Genomic DNA, 19287 nt, shown 5'->3' with positions numbered 1-19287 from the left:
GCGGATAGCACGTGATGCTCTTGGCTTTACGCCTACAGAAACGCTGGCTTGGGCACGGATGTCTGCACGATGAACTCAGCTCCCGTACAGTATGGAATTATACAATGATTGAAAAGTCAGAAATCCTCCCGCTTACCGGTTTGCGATTTTTTGCAGCGCTTTATGTATTTATTTTTCATATCCATATCCGCTGGCCGCTCACTGAGAACCCGTATGTAAAAAACATATTGGATCAGGGGGCGATTGGCATGAGCCTGTTTTTCATTTTGTCGGGGTTTGTGCTCGCCTATAGATATTCAAGCGGTGGTACGGCGTACAGGTCGTATTTGGTCAGCCGATTCTCTCGCATATATCCCGTCTACCTGTTGGCTGCAGTTGCAACCATTCCGTGGATGGGTGTGAATTTTGGGGACGGGTCTTTCGTTGACACCGCATTGGCTGTTTCGAAGGTGGCGATGCTGGTGGTTGCCAACCTTTTTGTGATCCAGGCCTGGTTCCCACAGATGTTTAACTATTGGAATGACGGGGCAAGTTGGTCGATTTCGGTTGAGGTGTTCTGCTATTTCCTTTTGCCTTTGATGCTCCCGGCACTCAACAAAATGAAGAGCACACGTTTGTTGTTGCTGGGCGCGGGGTGCGCCGTCTTTTCTGCACTGATAGGTGTCAGTGCGGCGCTGTTCGACGATGCGGCCAACAAAGTATTTTACTCAATTCCAATTTTCAGGCTTCCAGAGTTCGTTGTGGGTATTTGTGCCTGCCTCTGTTTCATGCGAGGCCACGGCAGGCGCGCTGGTCAGTCAATGCAGGTGGTTGTACTTGGGTTGCTTGTCCTGTATTTGTCTGTGGTTGGAAGTAAAATGCCACTGTATGTCGGGCATAACTGGATTGTCATTCCCACCATTGCATTCTTGTTGGTTTCGCTTTCTGCGGGGGGCGGTATTCTGAACTGGTTGCTTTCTACTCGGTTGGTCGTATGGCTGGGGAAAATTAGCTACTCGTTCTATTCGCTGCAGTTTCTGGTCATTATTCCGCTGGTTGAGCATCACGCTGACGTGGTCGGAGAATTCTCAGCGCTGAACAATCCAAAAATCCTGATGGTCTGTGCATTTCTTGTGCTGGTCGCTGCATCAGCAGTTGCGCACCACTTTGTTGAAGAGCCCATGCGGAAGTGGATAAACAGAAAGTATCAAGAAAAGCAGCGGGGGAGTCGCCATGATGATCAATTGCTGGCGGTAGCCAAGTAACGGGTTCTGGCCGGTTTGACAATAAATGCTGGTGGGCCCGTCAAGTATCCCTTGAACACCTTCGAAAACGCGCCGGCTATCGAACTCAGCAGCGATGCCGGCCAGCCAGGCCTATGACCTGTCTCGGAAACAAGCCGTTCGCTGCTGGCGGTGTATTGGCCGCCTGGCCGGCGTTGCCGCTCCTCGCCTGTTTTCGCTTTGCCTGATTGCCGCTGCGTGACTTCGTACAAACCCCAGGTGGGCGTGGTCCAGCAGCTGGCGCGACTGTTCCCCTTGCTGAAAAGCCAGGTCGGCAAGCAAGGGGCGCTTGAGAGGCGTGTCCTGTCCATGGCATCTCCCGCAACAGTGCACCTGCTGGAGCCGCTTTTTCAGTGACAGGGCCGGTGCCTACTTTCGATTGATCACGCCTTGCGCGGGCTCAGGATCAGCAAGGTCAACACTCCCGCCACGATCCCCCAGAACGCCGAGCCGATCGAGAACAAGGTGAAGCCCGACGCCGTCACCATGAAGGTGATCAGCGCCGCCTCGCGCTCGCGCACCTCACCCATGGCCACGCTCAAGCCATTCATGATCGACCCGAACAGCGCCAATGCGGCGATCGACAGCACCAGCTCCTTGGGCAACGCACCGAACAGCGCCGCCAGGGTGGCGCCGAAGGTACCGGCGATACCGTAGAAAATCCCGCACCAGACTGCCGCGGTGTAGCGTTTGCGTGGGTCTTCATGGGCATGCGGCCCGGTGCAGATCGCCGCGCTGATCGCCGCCAGGTTGATGCCGTGGGAGCCGAACGGCGCCAGCAGCAGCGAGGCGAAGCCGGTGGCCGAGATCAGTGGCGAGGCCGGCACCTGGTAACCGTCGGCGCGCAGCACGGCCACCCCGGGCATGTTCTGCGACGTCATCGCCACCACGAACAGCGGGATACCGATGCTGATGGTCGCCGCCAGCGAGAAACTCGGTGTGGTCCACACCGGTGTCGCCACCTCCAGCTGGAAGCGGCTGAAATCGAGCAGCCCGAGGGCACCGGACAGCGCCGTGCCGACCAGCAGCGCCGCCAGCACGCAATAGCGCGGCGACAGGCGCTTGACCAGCAAGTAGCTGAAGAACATGCCCAGCACCAGCACAGTGCGGTGCTGGGCGGCGACGAAGATCTCGCTGCCGATCTTGAACAGGATGCCGGCCAGCAGCGCCGAAGCCAGCGAGGCGGGGATGCGCCGGACCAGCCGCTCGAAACTGCCGGTCAGGCCGCAGATCAGCACCAGCACGGCGCAGGTGATGTAGGCACCGATGGCCTCGCCGTAGCTCACTCCGCCCAGGCTGGTGATCAGCAGCGCCGCGCCTGGCGTCGACCAGGCTACTGTCACCGGGGTGCGGTAGCGCAACGACAGGCCGATGCTGCACACCGCCATGCCGATCGACAGCGCCCAGATCCATGACGAGATCTGCGCGCTGGTCAAGCCGGCGGCCTGGCCGGCCTGGAACATCAGCACCAGCGAGCTGGTGTAGCCGGTGAGCATGGCGATGAAGCCGGCGACCACCGCCGACGGGGAGCTGTCTGCCAGCGGGCGCAGTGGCGCAGTGGTGGCATCGGTCATGGGTGAATTCCTTGTACAGATGTAAGCATTTTTTGCAGGCTACCCTGTGATAGCGCGAACCGTGCCATACAGCAGGCATTGCATTTAGCCGTACAGTCGCCAACTATTGGCCACGACTACGCAACTGCGTGAAAGGGGAGGGGCGATGTACAAGGTGTATGGCGATTACAACTCGGGCAACTGCTACAAGGTCAAGCTGATGTTGAGCTTGCTCGACCGACCGTGCGAGTGGCACCCGGTGGATATTCTCAAGGGCGAGACCGAGACCCCCGAGTTCCTGGCCATGAACCCCAACGGCAAGGTACCGGTGCTCAAGCTCGAGGATGGCACCTGCCTGTGGGAATCCAACGCGATCCTCAACTACCTGGCCGATGGCAGCGAGTTCCTGCCCAGCGAGCCGCGCCTGCGCACTCAAGTGCTGCAATGGCAGTTCTTCGAGCAGTACAGCCATGAGCCGTACATTGCCGTGGCGCGCTTCATCCAGTTCTACCTGGGGCTGCCGCAGGAGCGTCTGGAGGAGTACAAGGGGCTGCACAAGGGCGGCTACAAGGCGCTCAAGGTGATGAACAAGCAGCTGCAGATGACGCCGTATCTGGTGGGGGATCAGTACTCGATCGCCGATGTGGCGTTGTACGCCTACACCCATGTGGCACACCAGGGTGGGTTCGATCTCACCGATTATCCGGCGGTGAAGGCCTGGCTCGAGCGGGTGGCCAGTCATCCGCGGCATGTGCCGATGGTGGACTGAGGGTCTTTTCGCGGGTAAACCCACCCCACACCTGTGGGAGCGGGTTCACCCGCGAAGAGGGCGACAGATCCGTATCAGGCCGCCGCGAACCGCTTGTCGAGGTAGGCAATGATGTCCTTGGACTCATACATCCAGGTCACCTTGCCGTCTTCCTCGATACGCAGGCACGGCACTTTCACCCGGCCACCGCCCTCGAGCAGCGCCTGGCGGTGCGTCGAGTCGTTCTTGGCATCGCGCAGCGCCACCGGCACGTTCAGCCGGTGCAGGGTGCGGCGGGTCTTCACGCAGAACGGGCAGGCATGGAACTGGTACAGCGCCAGGCCCTTGGCATCCTGTTCGACACGCGCCTGGGCGGCGGCGTCGCGCTTCTTCTTGGCCGGGCGGCTGACCCAGTCACCGAACACGATGAGCTGGCCGAGGCCGACGCGCAGGGCTTTGACGATCATGCTTCACTCCTGAAAAAGAAAGGGCCGACCCCAAGGGGCCGGCCCGGATCCTGCGCCGATCACTTGATCAGGCTGAGGAACTCGCTGCGGGTGGCGGCGTTTTCGCGGAACTCACCGAGCATCACCGAAGTGAGCATGGTCGAGTTCTGCTTCTCCACACCACGCATCATCATGCACATGTGCTTGGCCTCGATGACCACGGCTACGCCTGCGGCGCCGGTCACCTGCTGCACGGCCTCGGCGATCTGACGGCTGAGGTTTTCCTGGATCTGCAGGCGGCGGGCGTACATGTCGACGATGCGCGCCACTTTCGACAGGCCCAGCACCTTGCCTTTGGGCAGGTAGGCGACATGGGCCTTGCCGATGAACGGCAGCATGTGGTGTTCGCACATCGAGTACAGCTCGATGTCCCGGACCAGCACCATCTCGCTGTTGTCGGAGGTGAACAGTGCGCCGTTGGTCACTTCTTCCAGCGTCTGCTCGTAACCGCGGCAAAGGTACTTCATGGCCTTTGCTGCCCGCTTCGGCGTGTCGAGCAGGCCCTCGCGGGAGACGTCCTCGCCCAGTTGGCTGAGGATCGCGGTGTAGTTCTGTTCCAGGGACATGGATCTACCTGTGGAAAATTTCGCAAAGGCGAAGGGTACGGCGGCGGCAGCGGCGCTGCAAGCACGATGTCACTCGTCGCGGCCTTCGAGCATGGTTCGCTTGAGCATTACGTAAAGCGCGCCAGTGCCGCCATGGCGGGCCTGGCAGGAGGCGAAGCCGAGCACCTGCGGGTGCTGGCGCAGCCAGGTGTTGACGTGGCTCTTGATCATTGGCCGCTTGCCATCGATGCGCGCCGCCTTGCCATGAGTGACGCGCACGCAGCGCACTTCGAGCTTGGTGGCCTCGGCGATGAAGTCCCACAGGGTCTCGCGGGCTTTCTCGACACTCATGCCGTGCAGGTCGAGGCTACCCTCGAAGGCGATCTGGCCGAGCTTGAGCTTGCGGAGCTGGCCTTCCTGCACGCCGTCGCGGCGCCACATCAATTCGTCTTCGGCGCCGACATCGATGACGAACTGGTCGGACAAGCCATCGATCACCAGCGGCTGGTCGCTGCGAATGGTCGCCGCCTGGCGCAGCCCGGCCAACTGCTTGCGGTCGGCCTTGGGCTTGCCGACCTCGGCGCGGTCGTGCTTGATCGGCTTGACGCCACGCACCTCGGCGCTGAACAGGGAAAAATCGTCGTCTTGCATGGTGCCTCCACGTGGGCGGCGTAGTTTACGCGAGTCTTGGCCCGAGTGAAGTCCTGTGTTTCACGCGCTCTGTAGGAGCGGCCTTGTGTCGCGAAAGGGGCGCGCAGCGGCCCCAGATTCTGGTGCAAGCGCTCAACTCGTCGGGGCTGCTTTGCAGCCCTTTCCGGCCGGTCCGGCGCCCCGGCAAGGCCGCTCCTACAGAAGAGCGTGTCTGGGGTGATCAATCGTGCTTCTTCATCAAGTGCGGCGACAGGTTCAAGCCATGCCCACGGCGCAGGCGAATGCGGCTGCGCCGCCAGAAGCGCACCCCCACATACAGCAGCAACAGCCCGACCACGGCCAGGGTGGCCGCGAGCGGGCGGTTGGCGTTGAGTTCGGCGAGGGCGGCATAGTTGCCCAGCAGGCCGGCGATGCCGGCCATGGCGAGCAGGATGCCCAGGGTGGCCAGCAGCACGGAGAAGGCGGCAGCCAGGCGCGCCCCCCAATTGCTCGGTTCGCGCTGGCGCAGGCGCTTGGCGTCGAAACTGCCTTTGAGCTTCATTCGGTTTCCTCAGGATCTGGTGTAGCTGATCCGCAATTCGACCTGTCGCCGGCCCTTCGGGTTCCGCCCGTCCGCCGGGCGGTGCGTGGCTCAGACCAGGCTGGCGGTTTGAGCGACGCAGGCGAAGTTGTCGGCCATCACGGCCATTTCGCACTGGTGGATCTGCGCGGCAGGGATCACCTTGTCGCCGAACGCCAGGTCGCGCGTCGCCGAGGCATCTTCCACCAGGGTGCAGCGGTAACCATAGTCCTTGGCGCGGCGCACGGTGGTGCTGACGCTGGAGTGGCTCATGAAGCCGCAGACGATCAGGTCCAGGTGGCCGAGTTCCTGCAACTGCTCGTGCAGCTTGGTGTTCTTGAAGGCATTGGGCATGCGCTTTTCGATGACGATCTCGCCATCGCGTGGCTCCAGGCCGGGAATGAATTCGCCCGCCGGGCCCTGGGGGTCGAAACGGCCGCCAACGGTGCCGAGGTGGCGAACATGGATGATCGGGCGCTTGGCCTCGCGGGCCGCTTTGAGCAACCGGGCGATGTTGGCCACGGCCTCGTCCATGCCCGACAGCGCCAGCGGACCGCTCAGGTACTCCTTTTGCGCGTCGATGACGATCAGGCTGGCTTGGCCCAGCTTGGCCGGCGGGTAGTCGCGGCCAGTGAGGCGGAACATCGTGGTTGGAACGGAGGACATCAAGGGCTCCTTGGATAGGGCTTTTGTATACCTATTCTCCCTTGCCTTGGCGTCAATGTGAATGGTTGACATTGCAGGCGGCATGATTACTGGCCTGGGGCTACCCATTCGGACGGCGTGGGGAACAATTGTGCGGGTGGGGCTGTTAGACTTTTGTCCTGTCTTAAAAGGAGTCCTCCGTGATCACATCCCGCCTGCGCACCCTGCGCGACCATATCCGCTGGGCGGTCAGCCGCTTCCACGAGCATGAGCTGTTCTTCGGCCACGGCGCCGACAATGCCTGGGACGAGGCCCGCCTGCTGGTGCTCGGCGCCGTGCACCTGCCGTGGGAGGTGGCCGACAGCTACCTGGATTGCCAGCTGGAAGACGACGAACGGGTACGCCTGCAGCACCTGCTCAAGCGCCGCATCGAAGAGCGCGTGCCGACGGCCTACCTGCTGGGCGAGGCGTGGTTCTGCGGGATGTCGTTCATCGTCGACGAACGCGTGCTGGTGCCGCGCTCGCCCATCGGCGAGCTGATCGAAAAACGCTTCGAGCCGTGGCTGGCCAGCGAGCCTGCGCGCATCCTCGACCTGTGCACAGGCTCTGGCTGCATCGGTATCGTCGCTGCCGACGTGTTCCAGGACGCCGAGGTAGTGCTGGCCGACCTGTCGTTCGACGCGCTGGCGGTGGCCAACCAGAACATCGAGCGCCATGGCCTGGATACGCGGGTCTACACCGTGCAGGGTGATGGCTTCGACGGCCTGCCGGGGCAGCGCTTCGACCTGATCCTGTCCAACCCGCCGTATGTGGATGCCGAGGACTTCGACGACATGCCGGCGGAGTACCACCACGAGCCCGAGTTGGGCCTGGCGTGCGGCAACGATGGCCTGGACCTGGTGCGGCGCATGCTGGCCGAAGCGGCCGATCACCTGACCGACAAAGGCCTGCTGATCGTCGAAGTGGGTAACAGTCAGGTGCATGTCGAGGCGCTGTACCCCGAGGTGGACTTTGCCTGGCTGGAGTTCGAGCGCGGTGGGCACGGGGTGTTCATGCTGACCGCCGAGCAGTGCCGGCAGCATCAGGAGTTGTTCAAGGCGCGGGTCTGATTCCAAATAACATCGCGGGGCAAGCCCGCTCCCACCGTGGGAGCGGGCTTGCCCCGCGATAGCGTCAGAACAGGCTCAACGGGTGGCGATCCAGATCAGCAGCCCTGCCTGGAACACCGCAAAGGCCACCAGGCAGGTGATGGTGAAGCGCAAGCCACCGTCTTCGCGGCGGTATTTGGCCACTCGCTCGTCGCGCTCGCGCAGCTGCGCTTCCTTCTCCAGCAGGTTCTGCTCGGCCTGTTGCAGCATGCCAGCCGCCTCGAGGATGTCGACGCGCTGCACTTTTTCATTGTTCCAGCCGCCCTTGAGCTGGCCCACCGGGGTCTCGACCACGCGCCCCTTGAGCACCTGGCCGTCGACGTTGTCCACCTCCAGCCCGACACTGCGCAGCACATGGTCGCGGCGCAGGCGGGTGTCTTCGTTCAGCGCATCCTTGTTCGGCAGGTTCATGCCTTCGATGCGGTAGTGCGCGCAGCGGTGCTGCAGCCACTGCACCGCCTGGGCCAGCAAATAGCGGCCGACGCCGCGGTTGACGGGCTCGATTTGCAGGCCGGCGTCACTGCCGATACGCACCAGGCGCTGTTCATGGTCAACGCGGATGTCCAGCTGGTTCTGCTCCTTGCGCACCTTCTGCCCGGGCAGGCGGATCTCCAGGCGCAGCAGGCTGTGGGCCTTGTCGTGACGCTCGGCGTAGCCGAACTGGACAAAACGCAAGGGCCGCGCGCCGCTGTTGCGGTCGGTGGGCTGGGCTGCCAGGCGCAGCAGCTGGAAGTGTTCGGCCGCCAGGTCCGCCCAGGGTTGCGGGGCGCTTTCCGGGGCTTGTTCTTCGGTCGCCTCGGCGGCGGGAGCATCGGTCATCAGGGCAATCCTCAAATACGCGGCGGCCGGATGATCGTGCCTGTTGCAGCCACGATCACCGCCTTCTTATGCCGCGTTATCGGCAGCCCAGGCCAAGACCTGAGGCCCGGCAAGAGGAAAGCTTCAGGCCCGGGGCAGGCGCTGGATGAAGCTGACGATCCGCTCTCCCAGCTCGCGGGCCAGTGGCAGCTCGGGGTTCTGGTAGCTGTCGCGTTGCTGGCGCATGTCCCGGGGGCTGATGCGCAGCATGTGGTTCATGCCGTCGATCAGTGCCAGTTCGGCTTCAGGCTTGGCCGCCTTGAGCTGTTCGGCGTCGGCGACCTCCACCTGGATGTCGTTGCGGCCCTGGATGATCAACGCAGGCACCTTGAGCCGGGCGAAGGCTGCTGCGGGGTCCTGGTGCAGCAACGAGATCAGGTAGGGCTGCACACTGGGGCGGAACACTTGGCGCAGCAGGGGCGGGACGTCCAGGCTGGTCTGCCCGGCCTGCAAGCGGTCGATCAACGCCACGCCGCTGGCCAGTTGCGCCGGCGGCAGGCGCTGGGCCAGCTGTTCACGCAGTACATCGGCCACCGGCCGACCGCTGCCGGCCAGGGTGATCACCGCGCTGGCGCCGGCCTGTTCGGCGGCCAGGCTGGCGATCAGCGCGCCCTCGCTGTGGCCGACCAGGATCAGCGGGCCGAACCGTGGGTCCTGGCGCAGCTTCTGCCCCCAGGCCACGGCGTCGGCGACATAGCGTTCGACGCTGAGGTCGCGTTCGTCCGGGGTGGCCGGCTGGCTGGCGGCCACCCCGCGCTTGTCGTAGCGCACGCTGGCGATGTGTTCGTTGGCCAGCAACAAGGCCAGGCGCTTGAGGTTGTCGATGCGTCCGGAGGCGGGGTTGTTGCCATCGCGGTCGGTGGGACCGGAGCCGGCGATGATCAGCACCACCGGGGGCGGGGTGGCTTGTTGCGGCAGCAGCAGGCTGCCGTGCAGCACGCCCTGGCCGGTGTCGAGGTCGATGGGGCGTTGCAGCACGGTGGGCGCGGCCTGGGCGAGGCTGGTGAACAACAGCAGGAGCAGGGCGGTGAGGCGCGACTTCATGGTGGGGGTACTACATGACGAGGTGCTGGGTAAGACACGGCCGTGCAATGAAGGTTCGCCTGTTTGTGCTGCCTGTGCGGGCCTTGTCGCGGGGCAAGCCCGCTCCCACAGGGCTCGACGGGCTTTTGTGGGCGCGGGCTTGCCCCGCGATAAGGCCCGCACAGGCCAGTCTGATTTACGTATACTGCCCGCTTTCGTTCACCTCAGGCTGATTTCGCGGAGCGTCCATGTCCGGCAATACCTACGGCAAGCTGTTCACTGTCACCACCGCTGGCGAAAGCCATGGCCCGGCGTTGGTCGCCATTGTCGATGGGTGCCCGCCAGGCCTGGAAATCTCGCTGGCCGACCTGCAGCACGACCTCGACCGGCGCAAACCGGGCACCAGCCGGCACACCACCCAGCGCCAGGAACCGGACGAGGTGGAAATCCTCTCCGGGGTGTTCGAAGGCCGCACCACGGGTTGCTCGATCGGCCTGCTGATCCGCAACACCGACCAGAAGTCCAAGGACTACTCGGCGATCAAGGACCTGTTCCGCCCGGCCCATGCCGACTACACCTATCACCACAAGTACGGCATCCGCGACTACCGTGGCGGTGGCCGCAGCTCGGCCCGCGAGACCGCCATGCGCGTCGCCGCCGGCGCCATCGCCAAGAAGTACCTGGCCACCCAGGGCATCCGAGTGCGCGGCTACATGAGCCAGCTCGGCCCGATCGAGATCCCGTTCAAGACCTGGGACTCGGTTGAGGACAACGCCTTCTTCAGCCCAGACCCGGCCAAGGTGCCGGAGCTGGAGGCCTACATGGACCAGCTGCGCCGTGACCAGGACTCGGTCGGGGCGAAGATCACCGTGGTCGCCGAGGGTGTGATGCCAGGCCTGGGCGAGCCAATCTTCGACCGCCTCGATGCCGAGCTGGCTCACGCGCTGATGAGCATCAACGCGGTCAAGGGCGTGGAGATCGGCGCCGGTTTTGCCAGCGTTGCCCAGCGTGGGACCGAGCACCGTGACGAGCTGACCCCCGAAGGCTTCCTCAGCAACAATGCAGGCGGCATCCTCGGTGGCATCTCTTCCGGCCAGCCGATCGTTGCGCACCTGGCGCTCAAGCCCACCTCCAGCATCACCACCCCGGGCCGCTCGATCGATGTCGACGGCAACCCGGTCGAGGTGATCACCAAGGGCCGCCACGACCCTTGCGTCGGCATCCGCGCCACGCCCATCGCCGAGGCGATGATGGCCATCGTGCTGATGGACCACCTGCTGCGCCACCGCGCGCAGAATGCCGAAGTCAAGGTGAACACCCCGGTACTGGGCCAGCTCTGACAGTCCCGCCCCTATCGCGGGGCAAGCCCGCTCCCACGCTGAGATTTGTGGGAGCGGGCTTGCCCCGCGACAGGGCCGGTCGCCTCTGAACGGACTACCCCATGCCCCCCATCCCCTACTGGCGCCTGTCCAGCTTCTACCTCTGCTACTTCGCCCTGCTCGGTTCCACCGCGCCGTTCCTGGCCCTTTACTTCGACCATCTGGGCTTCTCCCCGGCGCGCATCGGCGAACTGGTGGCCATCCCCATGCTGATGCGTTGCGTCGCCCCCAACCTGTGGGGCTGGCTGGGCGATCGCAGCGGCCAGCGCTTGCTGATCGTGCGCCTGGGCGCGCTGTGCACCCTGGCCACCTTTTCGCTGATCTTCTTCGGCAAGAGCTATGCCTGGCTGGCGCTGGTGATGGCCTTGCACGCCTTCTTCTGGCATGCGGTGCTGCCGCAGTTCGAGGTGATCACCCTGGCCCACCTGCACGGCCAGACCGCGCGCTACAGCCAGGTGCGGCTGTGGGGTTCGATCGGCTTCATCCTCACCGTGGTCGGCCTGGGCCGTTTGTTCGAATGGCTGAGCCTGGATATCTACCCGGTGGCGCTGGTGGCCATCATGGCCGGTATCGTCGGCGCCAGCCTGTGGGTGCCCAACGCGCAGCCGGTGGAGCAGGCCGAACGACGCGGGGCAGGGGGCTTCCTCGGGCAATTGCGGGCGCCTGGGGTGCTGGCGTTCTACCTGTGCGTGGCACTCATGCAGCTCAGCCACGGGCCGTACTACACCTTCCTCACCCTGCACCTGGAGCACCTGGGCTACAGCCGTGGTGACATCGGCCTGCTGTGGGCGTTGGGGGTGGTGGCCGAAGTGCTGGTGTTCATGGCCATGAGCCGGATCTTCGCGCGCTTTTCGGTGCGCCGGGTGTTGCTGGCGAGCTTCGTGCTGGCCGCCGTGCGCTGGCTGTTGCTGGGCAACCTGGCGGATGTTCCGGCCGTGCTGGTGTTCGCCCAGGTGCTGCATGCGGCCACTTTCGGTTGCTTCCACGCCGCCAGCATCGCCTTCGTCCAGGCCAGTTTCGGCGCCCGCCAGCAGGGCCAGGGCCAGGCGCTGTACGCGGCGCTGTCGGGCACCGGCGGTGCGTTGGGTGCCTTGTATTCAGGCTACAGCTGGAAACTGCTGGGGCCGCAGTTCACCTTTGGTATGGCCAGTGCCGCAGCGCTGGCGGCAGCCGTTATCATTGCCCTTTGTTCGAAAGACAGCAGGAACGACCCCGGATGAGCATTCTCAGTGTTTTCCACCATGCCAGCCCCGACCTTGCGTACAAGGTGCTGACCCACCCTGACGATATCGCCACCACCCTGGCCGAACACGGCGTGCGCCTGACGCACTGGCAGCCGGGCGTGCGCCTGCGCCCTGGTAGCAGCCAGGACGAAGTGCTCGATGCCTGTCGCGCGCCGCTCGACCGCCTGATGAGCGAGCATGGCAGCGCCGCCTTCAGCGTGCTCAGCCGCGACGGAGTCGACGCCACTCAGGCGGACCTGCGCGACGAGCATGTGCACGACAGCGATGAAGTGTTTGCGCTGATCAGCGGCCGTGGCCAGGTCGGCCTGCGCGTGGGCGACTATGTCTATGCGGTGCTGTGCGAGAAGGACGATGTACTGGTGGTACCCGCCGGTACCCGGCGCTGGCTCGACCTGGGCGACAACCCGTTCTGCCTGGCGCTGCGCCTGTTCGCCAGCGACCAGGGCGCGCAGCCGCGCTTCACCGGCGACACCAGCGCCCGCGACTTCGCCGGGATGGACGAACTGTAAGCACGCGCGGAGCGTTGAAATGGCTTGTGGGGCTATCCACCTCCTGCACCTTTACCGGGTGAGAAGAGGACCGCCCCGCAAAACAGCTGCCGTGAAGGCTCAGCGATAGGTCGGCAGGGCAAAGCGCTGCTGGCTTTGCAGCCTCGAGATCACGGGCAGTTCACTGGCTTGTTCGGCCAGGTCGCGACGGATCGCGCTGATTGCCCACGACAGCTGTTCGGCGCTGTGCAATTGGGCGTAGGACAACACCCGGCGGGTCACCACGCCATCGGCGGCGCGCAGGGTCAGCAGGATGCCGCCATCCGGGCGGGACTGGGTGGTGACCTGGTAGGCGCAGAACACCGAGGCGAATTTTTCCTGGATGAGGTCCATATCAACTCCTGAACGATTGGGTGGTCAGATGAGTTGAGGGGTGCAGCGACCGTGCCAGTTTTTGTTGTTAATAAAATACTTATAAATCAAAGGCTTATGTGCTTTTCGTTAACGCTTCGCCATGCATTCTGCAAGGTCGTGCATTTTGCACAGTGCAATTTGCACGGTGATAGGCTGCCTCTGTCCGCCCCATAGAAACTGAACCTTTGACCCTGCGCGGCTGCCTGACCAACACTTGGCCATCGAAAATGCCAGGAGGTAGCCCATGTCCGATCACTCGCCCGCCACCATGACCGCCGAAGAAACCGCTGCGTTCGCCGAGGAAGTCTTCGACCGCGCCCGCCGTGGCGACGCCCAGATGCTCGGGCGCCTGCTCGCCAGTGGCTTGCCAGCTGACCTGCGCAACCACAAGGGCGACACCCTGCTGATGCTCGCCAGCTATCACGGCCATCGCGAAGCGGTGCAGGTGCTGCTGGCCCATGGCGCCGACCCGCTGATCGCCAACGACAACGGCCAGTTGCCCATCGCCGGGGCGGCGTTCAAGGGCGACCTGGCGATGATCCGCCTGCTGCTGGAGCAGGGCGTGCCGGTGGACGCCGCTGCTACGGATGGCCGCACTGCACTGATGCTGGCGGCGATGTTCAACCGGCTGGAGATCATCGACTACCTGCTGGCCCAGGGCGCTGACCCCAACCTGTGCGATGCCGGCGGCGCCAGCGCCTTGATGGCAGCCCGTACCATGGGCGCTGCAGAAGCCGCAGCACGCCTCGAAGCGCTCGCCGGCTAACCCCCCGGGGGCGTTTGCGGCTATCCTTGGCGCCTTTTCACGCCAACCCGCAGGGCCCTCCATGAAAGACCAGTTGCTCGAACTCATCAGCCTCATCGGCGCCGGCTGCATGCGCGATGAAGACATCGAGCGCATCGCCGGCGAAGCCGCCCAGGCCTACGCCGACCCCGCCGCCTTCCTGGCCGCCAACCCCGACATCAACTACGACGACAGCTTCCCGTTCCCGCTGGGCGAATGGGTGGTGGTCGGCAGCCTGCCGGACACCGTGCTGTTCCAGGCCGACAGCTACCAGGACCTGTTCCAGCAGATCAGCGATTCGTTCGACAAGAGCGTGCCGTTCACCCTCAAGCCCAAGCAGCTGGCGCGCACCGAGGCGCTGACCGCACTTAACCGCATCCAGGTGCAGATGGGCGCGCTGAACAAAGAAGCCGGCGGTTATGTGCTGCTGAACTTCAGCCAGTTGCTCGATGACGAGCTGCAGATGGTGATGATCGGTCAGAACGACCTGACGCGGGTGCTGGAGCTGGGCGCCGCGGTGGGCATCAAGGTGGAGCCGGCGCTGGAAGCGTTGAAGGTGGCCGTGCACGTCTAAAGGCTGGCGCAGTCCCTTTGTAGGAGCGGCCTTGCCGGGGCGCCGGACCGGCCGGAAAGGGCTGCGCCGCAGCCCCAGGATGTTTGCGCCGCTGCCGATATTGCCGGGGCCGCTTTGCGGCCCTTTCCGGCCGGTCCGGCGCCCCGGCAAGGCCGCTCCTACACCAGCAGTCAGGATTCCTTCAACCCAGCGCGGTATCGAGGAACATCATCACCGCGAACCCGCCCATCAACCCCAGGGTGGCCGAGGTCTGGTGGCCGTTGCGGTGGGTCTCGGGGATCACCTCGTGGGACACCACGAAGATCATTGCCCCCGCCGCCAGGCCCATGCTGATCGGGTAGGCGAGGGCGAAACCGGTGGAGATGCCCAGGCCGATCACCGCGCCCAGCGGCTCCATCAGCCCGGAACCGATCGCCACCAGCATCGCCTTGACATTCGACAACCCCGTGGCGCGCAGCGCCAGGGCCACGGCCAGGCCTTCGGGGATGTCCTGGATGGCGATGGCGCTGGTCAGCGGCAAGCCGATGTTCATGTCGCCATTGGCGAAGCTCACGCCGATGGCCATGCCCTCGGGCAGGTTGTGCAGGGTGATGGCCAGCACGAACAGCCACACCCGGTTGATGCGCTCGGCCTGCGGGCCGCAGGGGCCGGTGCTTTCGTGCTCGTGCGGGGTGAAGCGGTCGAGGCCGAGCATCAACAGCACGCCCAGGCCCATGCCCAGCACCACGGTGAAGGCGGCGGCCGGGCCATTGCCGGTGATCTCGCGGGCGGCATCCAGGCCCGGCAGGATCAAGGAAAACGAGCTGGCGGCGAGCATCATCCCGGCGGCGAAGCCGAGCATCACATCCTGGCTGCGCGCGCTGACATCGCGCAGGATCACCGCCAGCACGGCTCCCAGTGCGGTGGCGCCGAAGCCCGAGAGCCCGCCCAGCAGCGCCAGGTGCAGGTTGTCGGCGTGGTCGCCGTTGACCGCGTTCCAGATGCTCGCCAGCAGCAGCGCGGCGATGGCCAGCAGGCTCAGGCCCAGGCCGGCGCTCAGCCAGGGGGTGGCGAACACTTGTTGTCGCCAGGCGCCCAGCATGGAGACGGATGTGGCGGATTGCGTGTGGGCAGGGGGCATGTGGACCTCGGAACCGGGTAATGACGCCAGTCTATCCAGTGACCCGCGCGCCCGCCCAACGATTCCCTTCTATCGAAGCCATAGCCGGCTATGCTCAGCGGCACATTCACCGTGTGGGAGCGGCAACATGGGGTCCACCTTCAACAGCCTGGTCGGCCTGATCATCCTGGCCCTCGACATCTGGGCCATCCTCAACGTACTCAAGAGCGGCGCCGAAACCGGCATCAAGGTGCTGTGGATCCTGCTGATCGTGCTGTTGCCGGTCTTGGGGCTGATCATCTGGGCAATTGCCGGGCCGCGCGGCAATGTGCGGGTATGAGCAGCCCGTGAGGCCCTATCGCCGGCAAGCCGGCTCCCACAGTTAACAGCGCGAAATTCAGTCCATGTGGGAGCCGGCTTGCCGGCGATAGGGCCGAGCCTGCCGATGTTATCGACAAAATTTTCACACTCGATTTTTGAAAATCCGCGCCGCACAATGCGGCCTTGGTCTGACCTCGTGTTCGAGAGACGGGCCTCCAGGCTGTTGGCGATTTCGCCTTCCCGCAAACCGCAATCCTAGGACCTCTCCATTCATGGCTAACACGGACGCCTTGAAGCAACAGGGCGTGCGAGGCTCGTTCTCGCCGACCCTGAAATCCCACCTGGCCTACACGCTGCTCAGTGGCCTGGTGATCATGCTGATGCTCAGCCTGGTGCGCCTGGCGCTGCTGGTCTACAACAGCGACATGATCGGTGACACCCCCTATTCCACCGTCGCCGAAGGCTTCCTCAACGGCTTGCGCTTCGACCTGCGGGTGGTGGTGTACATCAGTATCCCGCTGCTGCTGGCCCTGCTCAGCCCCTGGTTGATGGCCCGGCGTGGGTTGTTCCGCTGCTGGCTGACCCTCGCCTCGAGCGTGGTGATGTTCCTCGGCCTGATGGAGATGGACTTCTATCGTGAGTTCCACCAGCGCCTGAATGGCCTGGTGTTCCAGTACATCAAGGAAGACCCCAAGACCGTCATGAGCATGCTCTGGTACGGCTTCCCGGTTGTGCGCTACATCCTGGCCTGGCTGGTCGGCACCTGGCTGCTGAGCCTGCTGTTCAAAGGCATCGACCGCATGACCCGCAATGGCAGCGGTTCGGTGCAGGCTGTTGGCCAGCGTTCGGTGGCGCCGTGGTATGGCCGCCTGGCGGTGTTCATGGTCATCCTGCTGATCGCCGTGGTCGCTGCCCGCGGCACCCTGCGCCAGGGTCCGCCGATGCGCTGGGGCGATGCCTTCACCACTGACTCGAACTTCGTCAACCAGCTGGGCCTGAACGGCACCCTGACCCTGATCGACGCCGCCAAGAGCCGCTTTGGTGAAGACCGCGCCAACATCTGGAAAGCCACCCTGGACCAGACCGTGGCGACCCAGAGCGTGCGCGAGCAACTGCTGACCGCCCACGACACCCTGGTCGACGCCGACGAAGCGGCCATTCGCCGTGACTTCGTGCCGCCGCAGGCAAACACCCTGCCGATCAAGAACGTCGTGGTCATCCTCATGGAAAGCTTCGCCGGCCACTCGGTGGGCGCCCTGGGCAGCCAGACCAACATCACCCCGTATTTCGACAAGCTGGCGAAAGAGGGGGTGTTGTTCGACCGCTTCTTCTCCAACGGTACCCATACCCACCAGGGTATGTTCGCCACCATGGCCTGTTTCCCCAACCTGCCAGGCTTCGAATACCTGATGCAGACCCCGGAAGGCGGCCACAAGCTGTCCGGCCTGCCGGCGTTGCTCAGTGCCCGCGATTATGACGATGTCTACGTCTACAACGGCGACTTCGCCTGGGACAACCAGTCTGGGTTCTTCGGCAACCAGGGCATGACCACCTTCATCGGCCGCAACGACTTCGTCGACCCGGTGTTCTCCGACCCGACCTGGGGCGTCTCCGACCAGGACATGTTCGACCGTGGTAACGAAGAGCTGGCCAAGCATGACGGCAAGAAGCCGATCTACGCGTTGCTGCAGACGCTGTCCAACCACACCCCGTATGCGCTGCCCAAGGACCTGCCGGTCGAGAAAGTCACCGGCCAAGGCCGCCTGGATGAGCACCTGACCGCCATGCGCTACTCCGACTGGGCGCTGGGGCAGTTCTTCGAGAAGGCACGCAAGGAACCGTACTTCAAGGAAACGCTGTTCGTCATCGTCGGCGACCATGGCTTTGGCAACCACCAGCAGGTCACCGAGCTGGACCTGGGCCGCTTCAACGTGCCGCTGTTGCTGATTGCCCCGGGCATCCAGGAGAAGTTCGGCGCGGTGAACCACACCGTGGGCACCCAGGTCGACATCGTGCCGACCATCATGGGGCGTCTGGGTGGCCAGGCGCGTCACCAGTGCTGGGGCCGTGACTTGCTCAACCTGCCTGAGGGTGATCAGGGCGTGGGCATCATCAAGCCGTCGGGCAGCGAGCAGATCGTCGGGTTGGTGCAGGGTGACCGTATTCTCATCGAGTCCAAGGACATGAGCCCGCGCATGTATCGCTACCAGCTGGGGCGGGAGTTCAAGGCCGAGCTGATCGAGAGCCCGGACGAGTCGCAGATGCAGAAGAGGCTGGAAGCGTATATCCAGACGGCGACCAAGAGCTTGTTGGATAACACGGCTGGCGTGGTGCACGGGACGCCTAAGTAGTTCCGCTGAACGCTTGCCAAGCCCGCCCTCACCGGCGGGCTTTTTTTTGGTTGTTCATGGGGTGGAGTGTTGGGTGCGTGAGGTTGGTTAGTTGGTTAGTTGGTTAGTTGGTTAGTTGGTTTTGGAAGTTGTGGGCATATCCGTTTGCGATGGTGACGCTTATTCACCTTTCCGCCCTTACGGCGGGTCACTTTTTGAAGCATCAAAAAGTAACCAAAAAATGCTCGCTCCATTCATACGGCCCCTACGCTGCGCTTCGGGGTTCCCTCACTCCGGTCTTGCTCCCGGGAGTACGCACCGAAGGGCCATCCATGGCCCATCGGTGCTCGACGGGCATCCATGCCCGTCGCCTCCCTCCGCAAGCCCTCCGATCGGCCTCCTGAAGTCGCGAAGTTAGGGGCGGCGCCTATATTGGCGCTGCTATCGCTAGTTGATTGTTTTGTTGAACTTTCAATTGCAATCGCTGGCAAGCCAGCTCCCACAGGAACTGCGCTGAACTAAAAACTTTCGCGGTCACTGTGGGAGCCGGCTTGCCGGCGATGAGGCCATTACAAACAACACATCAATAACAATTCAATACGATCCGCTCTTGCTCTTGCTCTTGCTCTTGCTCTTGCTCTTGCTCTTGCTCTTGCTTCTAAGCGCGCGATAGTCCAGTCACCGCCAAACGCGACTTCAGGAGGCCGAACGTAGGACTTGCGGAGCGGGGCGATGGGCATGGATGCCCATCGAGCACTGATCGGGCCATGGATGGCCCGTCAGTGCGTCCACGCGGGAGCAAGGCCGGAGTGAGGGAACCCCGGAGCGCAGCGTAGGGGCCGTATGAATGGAGCAAGGATTTTTTGGTGGGCCTGTCCCGTGACAACGGACGCCAAAAAGCTGGCTATTTAGCCTTCTGCCTTAAGCTCTTGGCATATTCGTTCGGAGAACGGTAGCCAAGGGCGGAGTGCAGCCGACAGCTGTTGTAAAAACCATGAACATAGCTGGCGATGGCTAGTTGAGCATGTCGTTTACTGGGATATGCACTGAATGCTTCTTCCCTTTTCAGCGTAGCGAAGAAGCTCTCAGCCACTGCGTTGTCCCAGCAGTTTCCCTTTCGGCTCATGCTTTGCGTGAAGTCTTTCCTGGCCAGTAC

21 protein-coding genes are annotated in these 19287 nt (G+C 63.6%); 10 read left to right on the top strand and 11 right to left on the bottom strand.

The features are described 5' to 3' along the window. The first annotated feature begins 104 nt into the window (after positions 1-104). Positions 105-1244, top strand: a complete 1140-nt coding sequence (locus IX761_RS22735) for an acyltransferase family protein (protein WP_194791752.1) — start codon at positions 105-107, stop codon at positions 1242-1244. 401 nt (positions 1245-1645) lie between these two features. Here IX761_RS22735 and IX761_RS22730 read toward each other — a convergent pair whose 3' ends face one another. Next, the gene (locus tag IX761_RS22730) at positions 1646-2836 is read right to left on the bottom strand and encodes a benzoate/H(+) symporter BenE family transporter (protein WP_194791751.1); all 1191 of its coding nucleotides are present in this window, start codon (positions 2834-2836) and stop codon (positions 1646-1648) included. Positions 2837-2981: 145 nt separating this feature from the next. On the opposite strand from IX761_RS22730, the gene IX761_RS22725 reads away from it, so the two are divergent. Then, entirely contained in the window at positions 2982-3584 is a 603-nt protein-coding gene (locus tag IX761_RS22725; RefSeq protein ID WP_194791750.1) for a glutathione S-transferase family protein, read from the top strand. Positions 3585-3658: 74 nt separating this feature from the next. On the opposite strand, the gene IX761_RS22720 is transcribed toward IX761_RS22725, so the two are convergent. The 5 genes from IX761_RS22720 to IX761_RS22700 all read right to left on the bottom strand — a co-directional run bounded on the left by IX761_RS22720 (position 3659) and on the right by IX761_RS22700 (position 6490). Further along, positions 3659-4030: a glutathione S-transferase N-terminal domain-containing protein gene (locus IX761_RS22720; protein WP_194791749.1), complete on the bottom strand. Its 372-nt coding sequence runs from the start codon at positions 4028-4030 to the stop codon at positions 3659-3661. Positions 4031-4089: 59 nt separating this feature from the next. After that, positions 4090-4635, bottom strand: a complete 546-nt coding sequence (folE, locus tag IX761_RS22715) for a GTP cyclohydrolase I FolE (RefSeq protein ID WP_194791748.1) — start codon at positions 4633-4635, stop codon at positions 4090-4092. A 69-nt stretch (positions 4636-4704) separates the two neighbouring features. Further along, on the bottom strand, positions 4705-5265 hold the full coding sequence (locus IX761_RS22710) for a Smr/MutS family protein (protein ID WP_194791747.1): 561 nt from the start codon (positions 5263-5265) through the stop codon (positions 4705-4707). Positions 5266-5485: 220 nt separating this feature from the next. Next, entirely contained in the window at positions 5486-5806 is a 321-nt protein-coding gene (locus IX761_RS22705) for a hypothetical protein (RefSeq protein ID WP_194791746.1), read from the bottom strand. Between the two features lie 90 nt (positions 5807-5896). Then, positions 5897-6490 carry a cysteine hydrolase family protein gene (locus tag IX761_RS22700; RefSeq protein ID WP_194791745.1) on the bottom strand — a complete coding sequence of 198 codons (594 nt, stop codon included), beginning with the start codon at positions 6488-6490 and terminating at the stop codon, positions 5897-5899. 179 nt (positions 6491-6669) lie between these two features. Here IX761_RS22700 and prmB point away from each other — a divergent pair, with 179 nt between their 5' ends. Then, positions 6670-7578, top strand: coding sequence for a 50S ribosomal protein L3 N(5)-glutamine methyltransferase (prmB, locus tag IX761_RS22695; RefSeq protein WP_194791744.1), 909 nt, complete (start codon positions 6670-6672; stop codon positions 7576-7578). Between the two features lie 75 nt (positions 7579-7653). Here prmB and IX761_RS22690 read toward each other — a convergent pair whose 3' ends face one another. Then, positions 7654-8436 carry a hypothetical protein gene (locus IX761_RS22690; protein WP_194791743.1) on the bottom strand — a complete coding sequence of 261 codons (783 nt, stop codon included), beginning with the start codon at positions 8434-8436 and terminating at the stop codon, positions 7654-7656. 123 nt (positions 8437-8559) lie between these two features. After that, entirely contained in the window at positions 8560-9519 is a 960-nt protein-coding gene (locus IX761_RS22685) for an alpha/beta hydrolase (protein ID WP_194791742.1), read from the bottom strand. A 227-nt stretch (positions 9520-9746) separates the two neighbouring features. Here IX761_RS22685 and aroC point away from each other — a divergent pair, with 227 nt between their 5' ends. The 3 genes from aroC to IX761_RS22670 all read left to right on the top strand — a co-directional run bounded on the left by aroC (position 9747) and on the right by IX761_RS22670 (position 12630). After that, a complete protein-coding gene (aroC, locus tag IX761_RS22680; RefSeq protein WP_194791741.1) occupies positions 9747-10838 on the top strand; it encodes a chorismate synthase in 1092 nt (363 codons plus the stop codon). Positions 10839-10939: 101 nt separating this feature from the next. Further along, positions 10940-12097: an MFS transporter gene (locus tag IX761_RS22675; protein WP_194791740.1), complete on the top strand. Its 1158-nt coding sequence runs from the start codon at positions 10940-10942 to the stop codon at positions 12095-12097. Next, a complete protein-coding gene (locus tag IX761_RS22670) occupies positions 12094-12630 on the top strand; it encodes an oxidase (RefSeq protein WP_194791739.1) in 537 nt (178 codons plus the stop codon). Before IX761_RS22675 ends, IX761_RS22670 begins: the two co-directional genes overlap by 4 nt. Positions 12631-12729: 99 nt before the next feature. On the opposite strand, the gene IX761_RS22665 is transcribed toward IX761_RS22670, so the two are convergent. After that, entirely contained in the window at positions 12730-13002 is a 273-nt protein-coding gene (locus IX761_RS22665; protein ID WP_194791738.1) for a DUF3509 domain-containing protein, read from the bottom strand. Between the two features lie 265 nt (positions 13003-13267). Here IX761_RS22665 and IX761_RS22660 point away from each other — a divergent pair, with 265 nt between their 5' ends. Then, a complete protein-coding gene (locus IX761_RS22660) occupies positions 13268-13789 on the top strand; it encodes an ankyrin repeat domain-containing protein (RefSeq protein ID WP_194791737.1) in 522 nt (173 codons plus the stop codon). A 61-nt stretch (positions 13790-13850) separates the two neighbouring features. Beyond that, positions 13851-14381: a hypothetical protein gene (locus IX761_RS22655; protein WP_194791736.1), complete on the top strand. Its 531-nt coding sequence runs from the start codon at positions 13851-13853 to the stop codon at positions 14379-14381. A 181-nt stretch (positions 14382-14562) separates the two neighbouring features. Here IX761_RS22655 and IX761_RS22650 read toward each other — a convergent pair whose 3' ends face one another. Then, positions 14563-15501 (bottom strand): ZIP family metal transporter, encoded by a 939-nt coding sequence (locus tag IX761_RS22650; protein ID WP_194791735.1) that lies wholly within the window; start codon positions 15499-15501, stop codon positions 14563-14565. A 127-nt stretch (positions 15502-15628) separates the two neighbouring features. Between IX761_RS22650 and IX761_RS22645 the strand changes: the two genes are divergently transcribed. Both IX761_RS22645 and IX761_RS22640 read left to right on the top strand, forming a co-directional pair. Continuing rightward, positions 15629-15820, top strand: a complete 192-nt coding sequence (locus IX761_RS22645; protein WP_194791734.1) for a PLDc N-terminal domain-containing protein — start codon at positions 15629-15631, stop codon at positions 15818-15820. A gap of 253 nt (positions 15821-16073) precedes the next feature. Further along, a complete protein-coding gene (locus IX761_RS22640) occupies positions 16074-18152 on the top strand; it encodes an LTA synthase family protein (protein ID WP_194791733.1) in 2079 nt (692 codons plus the stop codon). A gap of 883 nt (positions 18153-19035) precedes the next feature. Here IX761_RS22640 and IX761_RS22635 read toward each other — a convergent pair. Beyond that, on the bottom strand, positions 19036-19287 hold a 252-nt coding region (locus IX761_RS22635; protein WP_194791339.1), incomplete at its 5' end, for an integrase core domain-containing protein.

It is taken from the genome of Pseudomonas sp. UFMG81, assembly GCF_015354575.1.
Taxonomy (GTDB): Bacteria; Pseudomonadota; Gammaproteobacteria; order Pseudomonadales; family Pseudomonadaceae; genus Aquipseudomonas.
The sequence above is the reverse complement of the archived record's forward strand: the minus strand, read 5'-3'. Positions and strand labels throughout refer to the sequence as shown.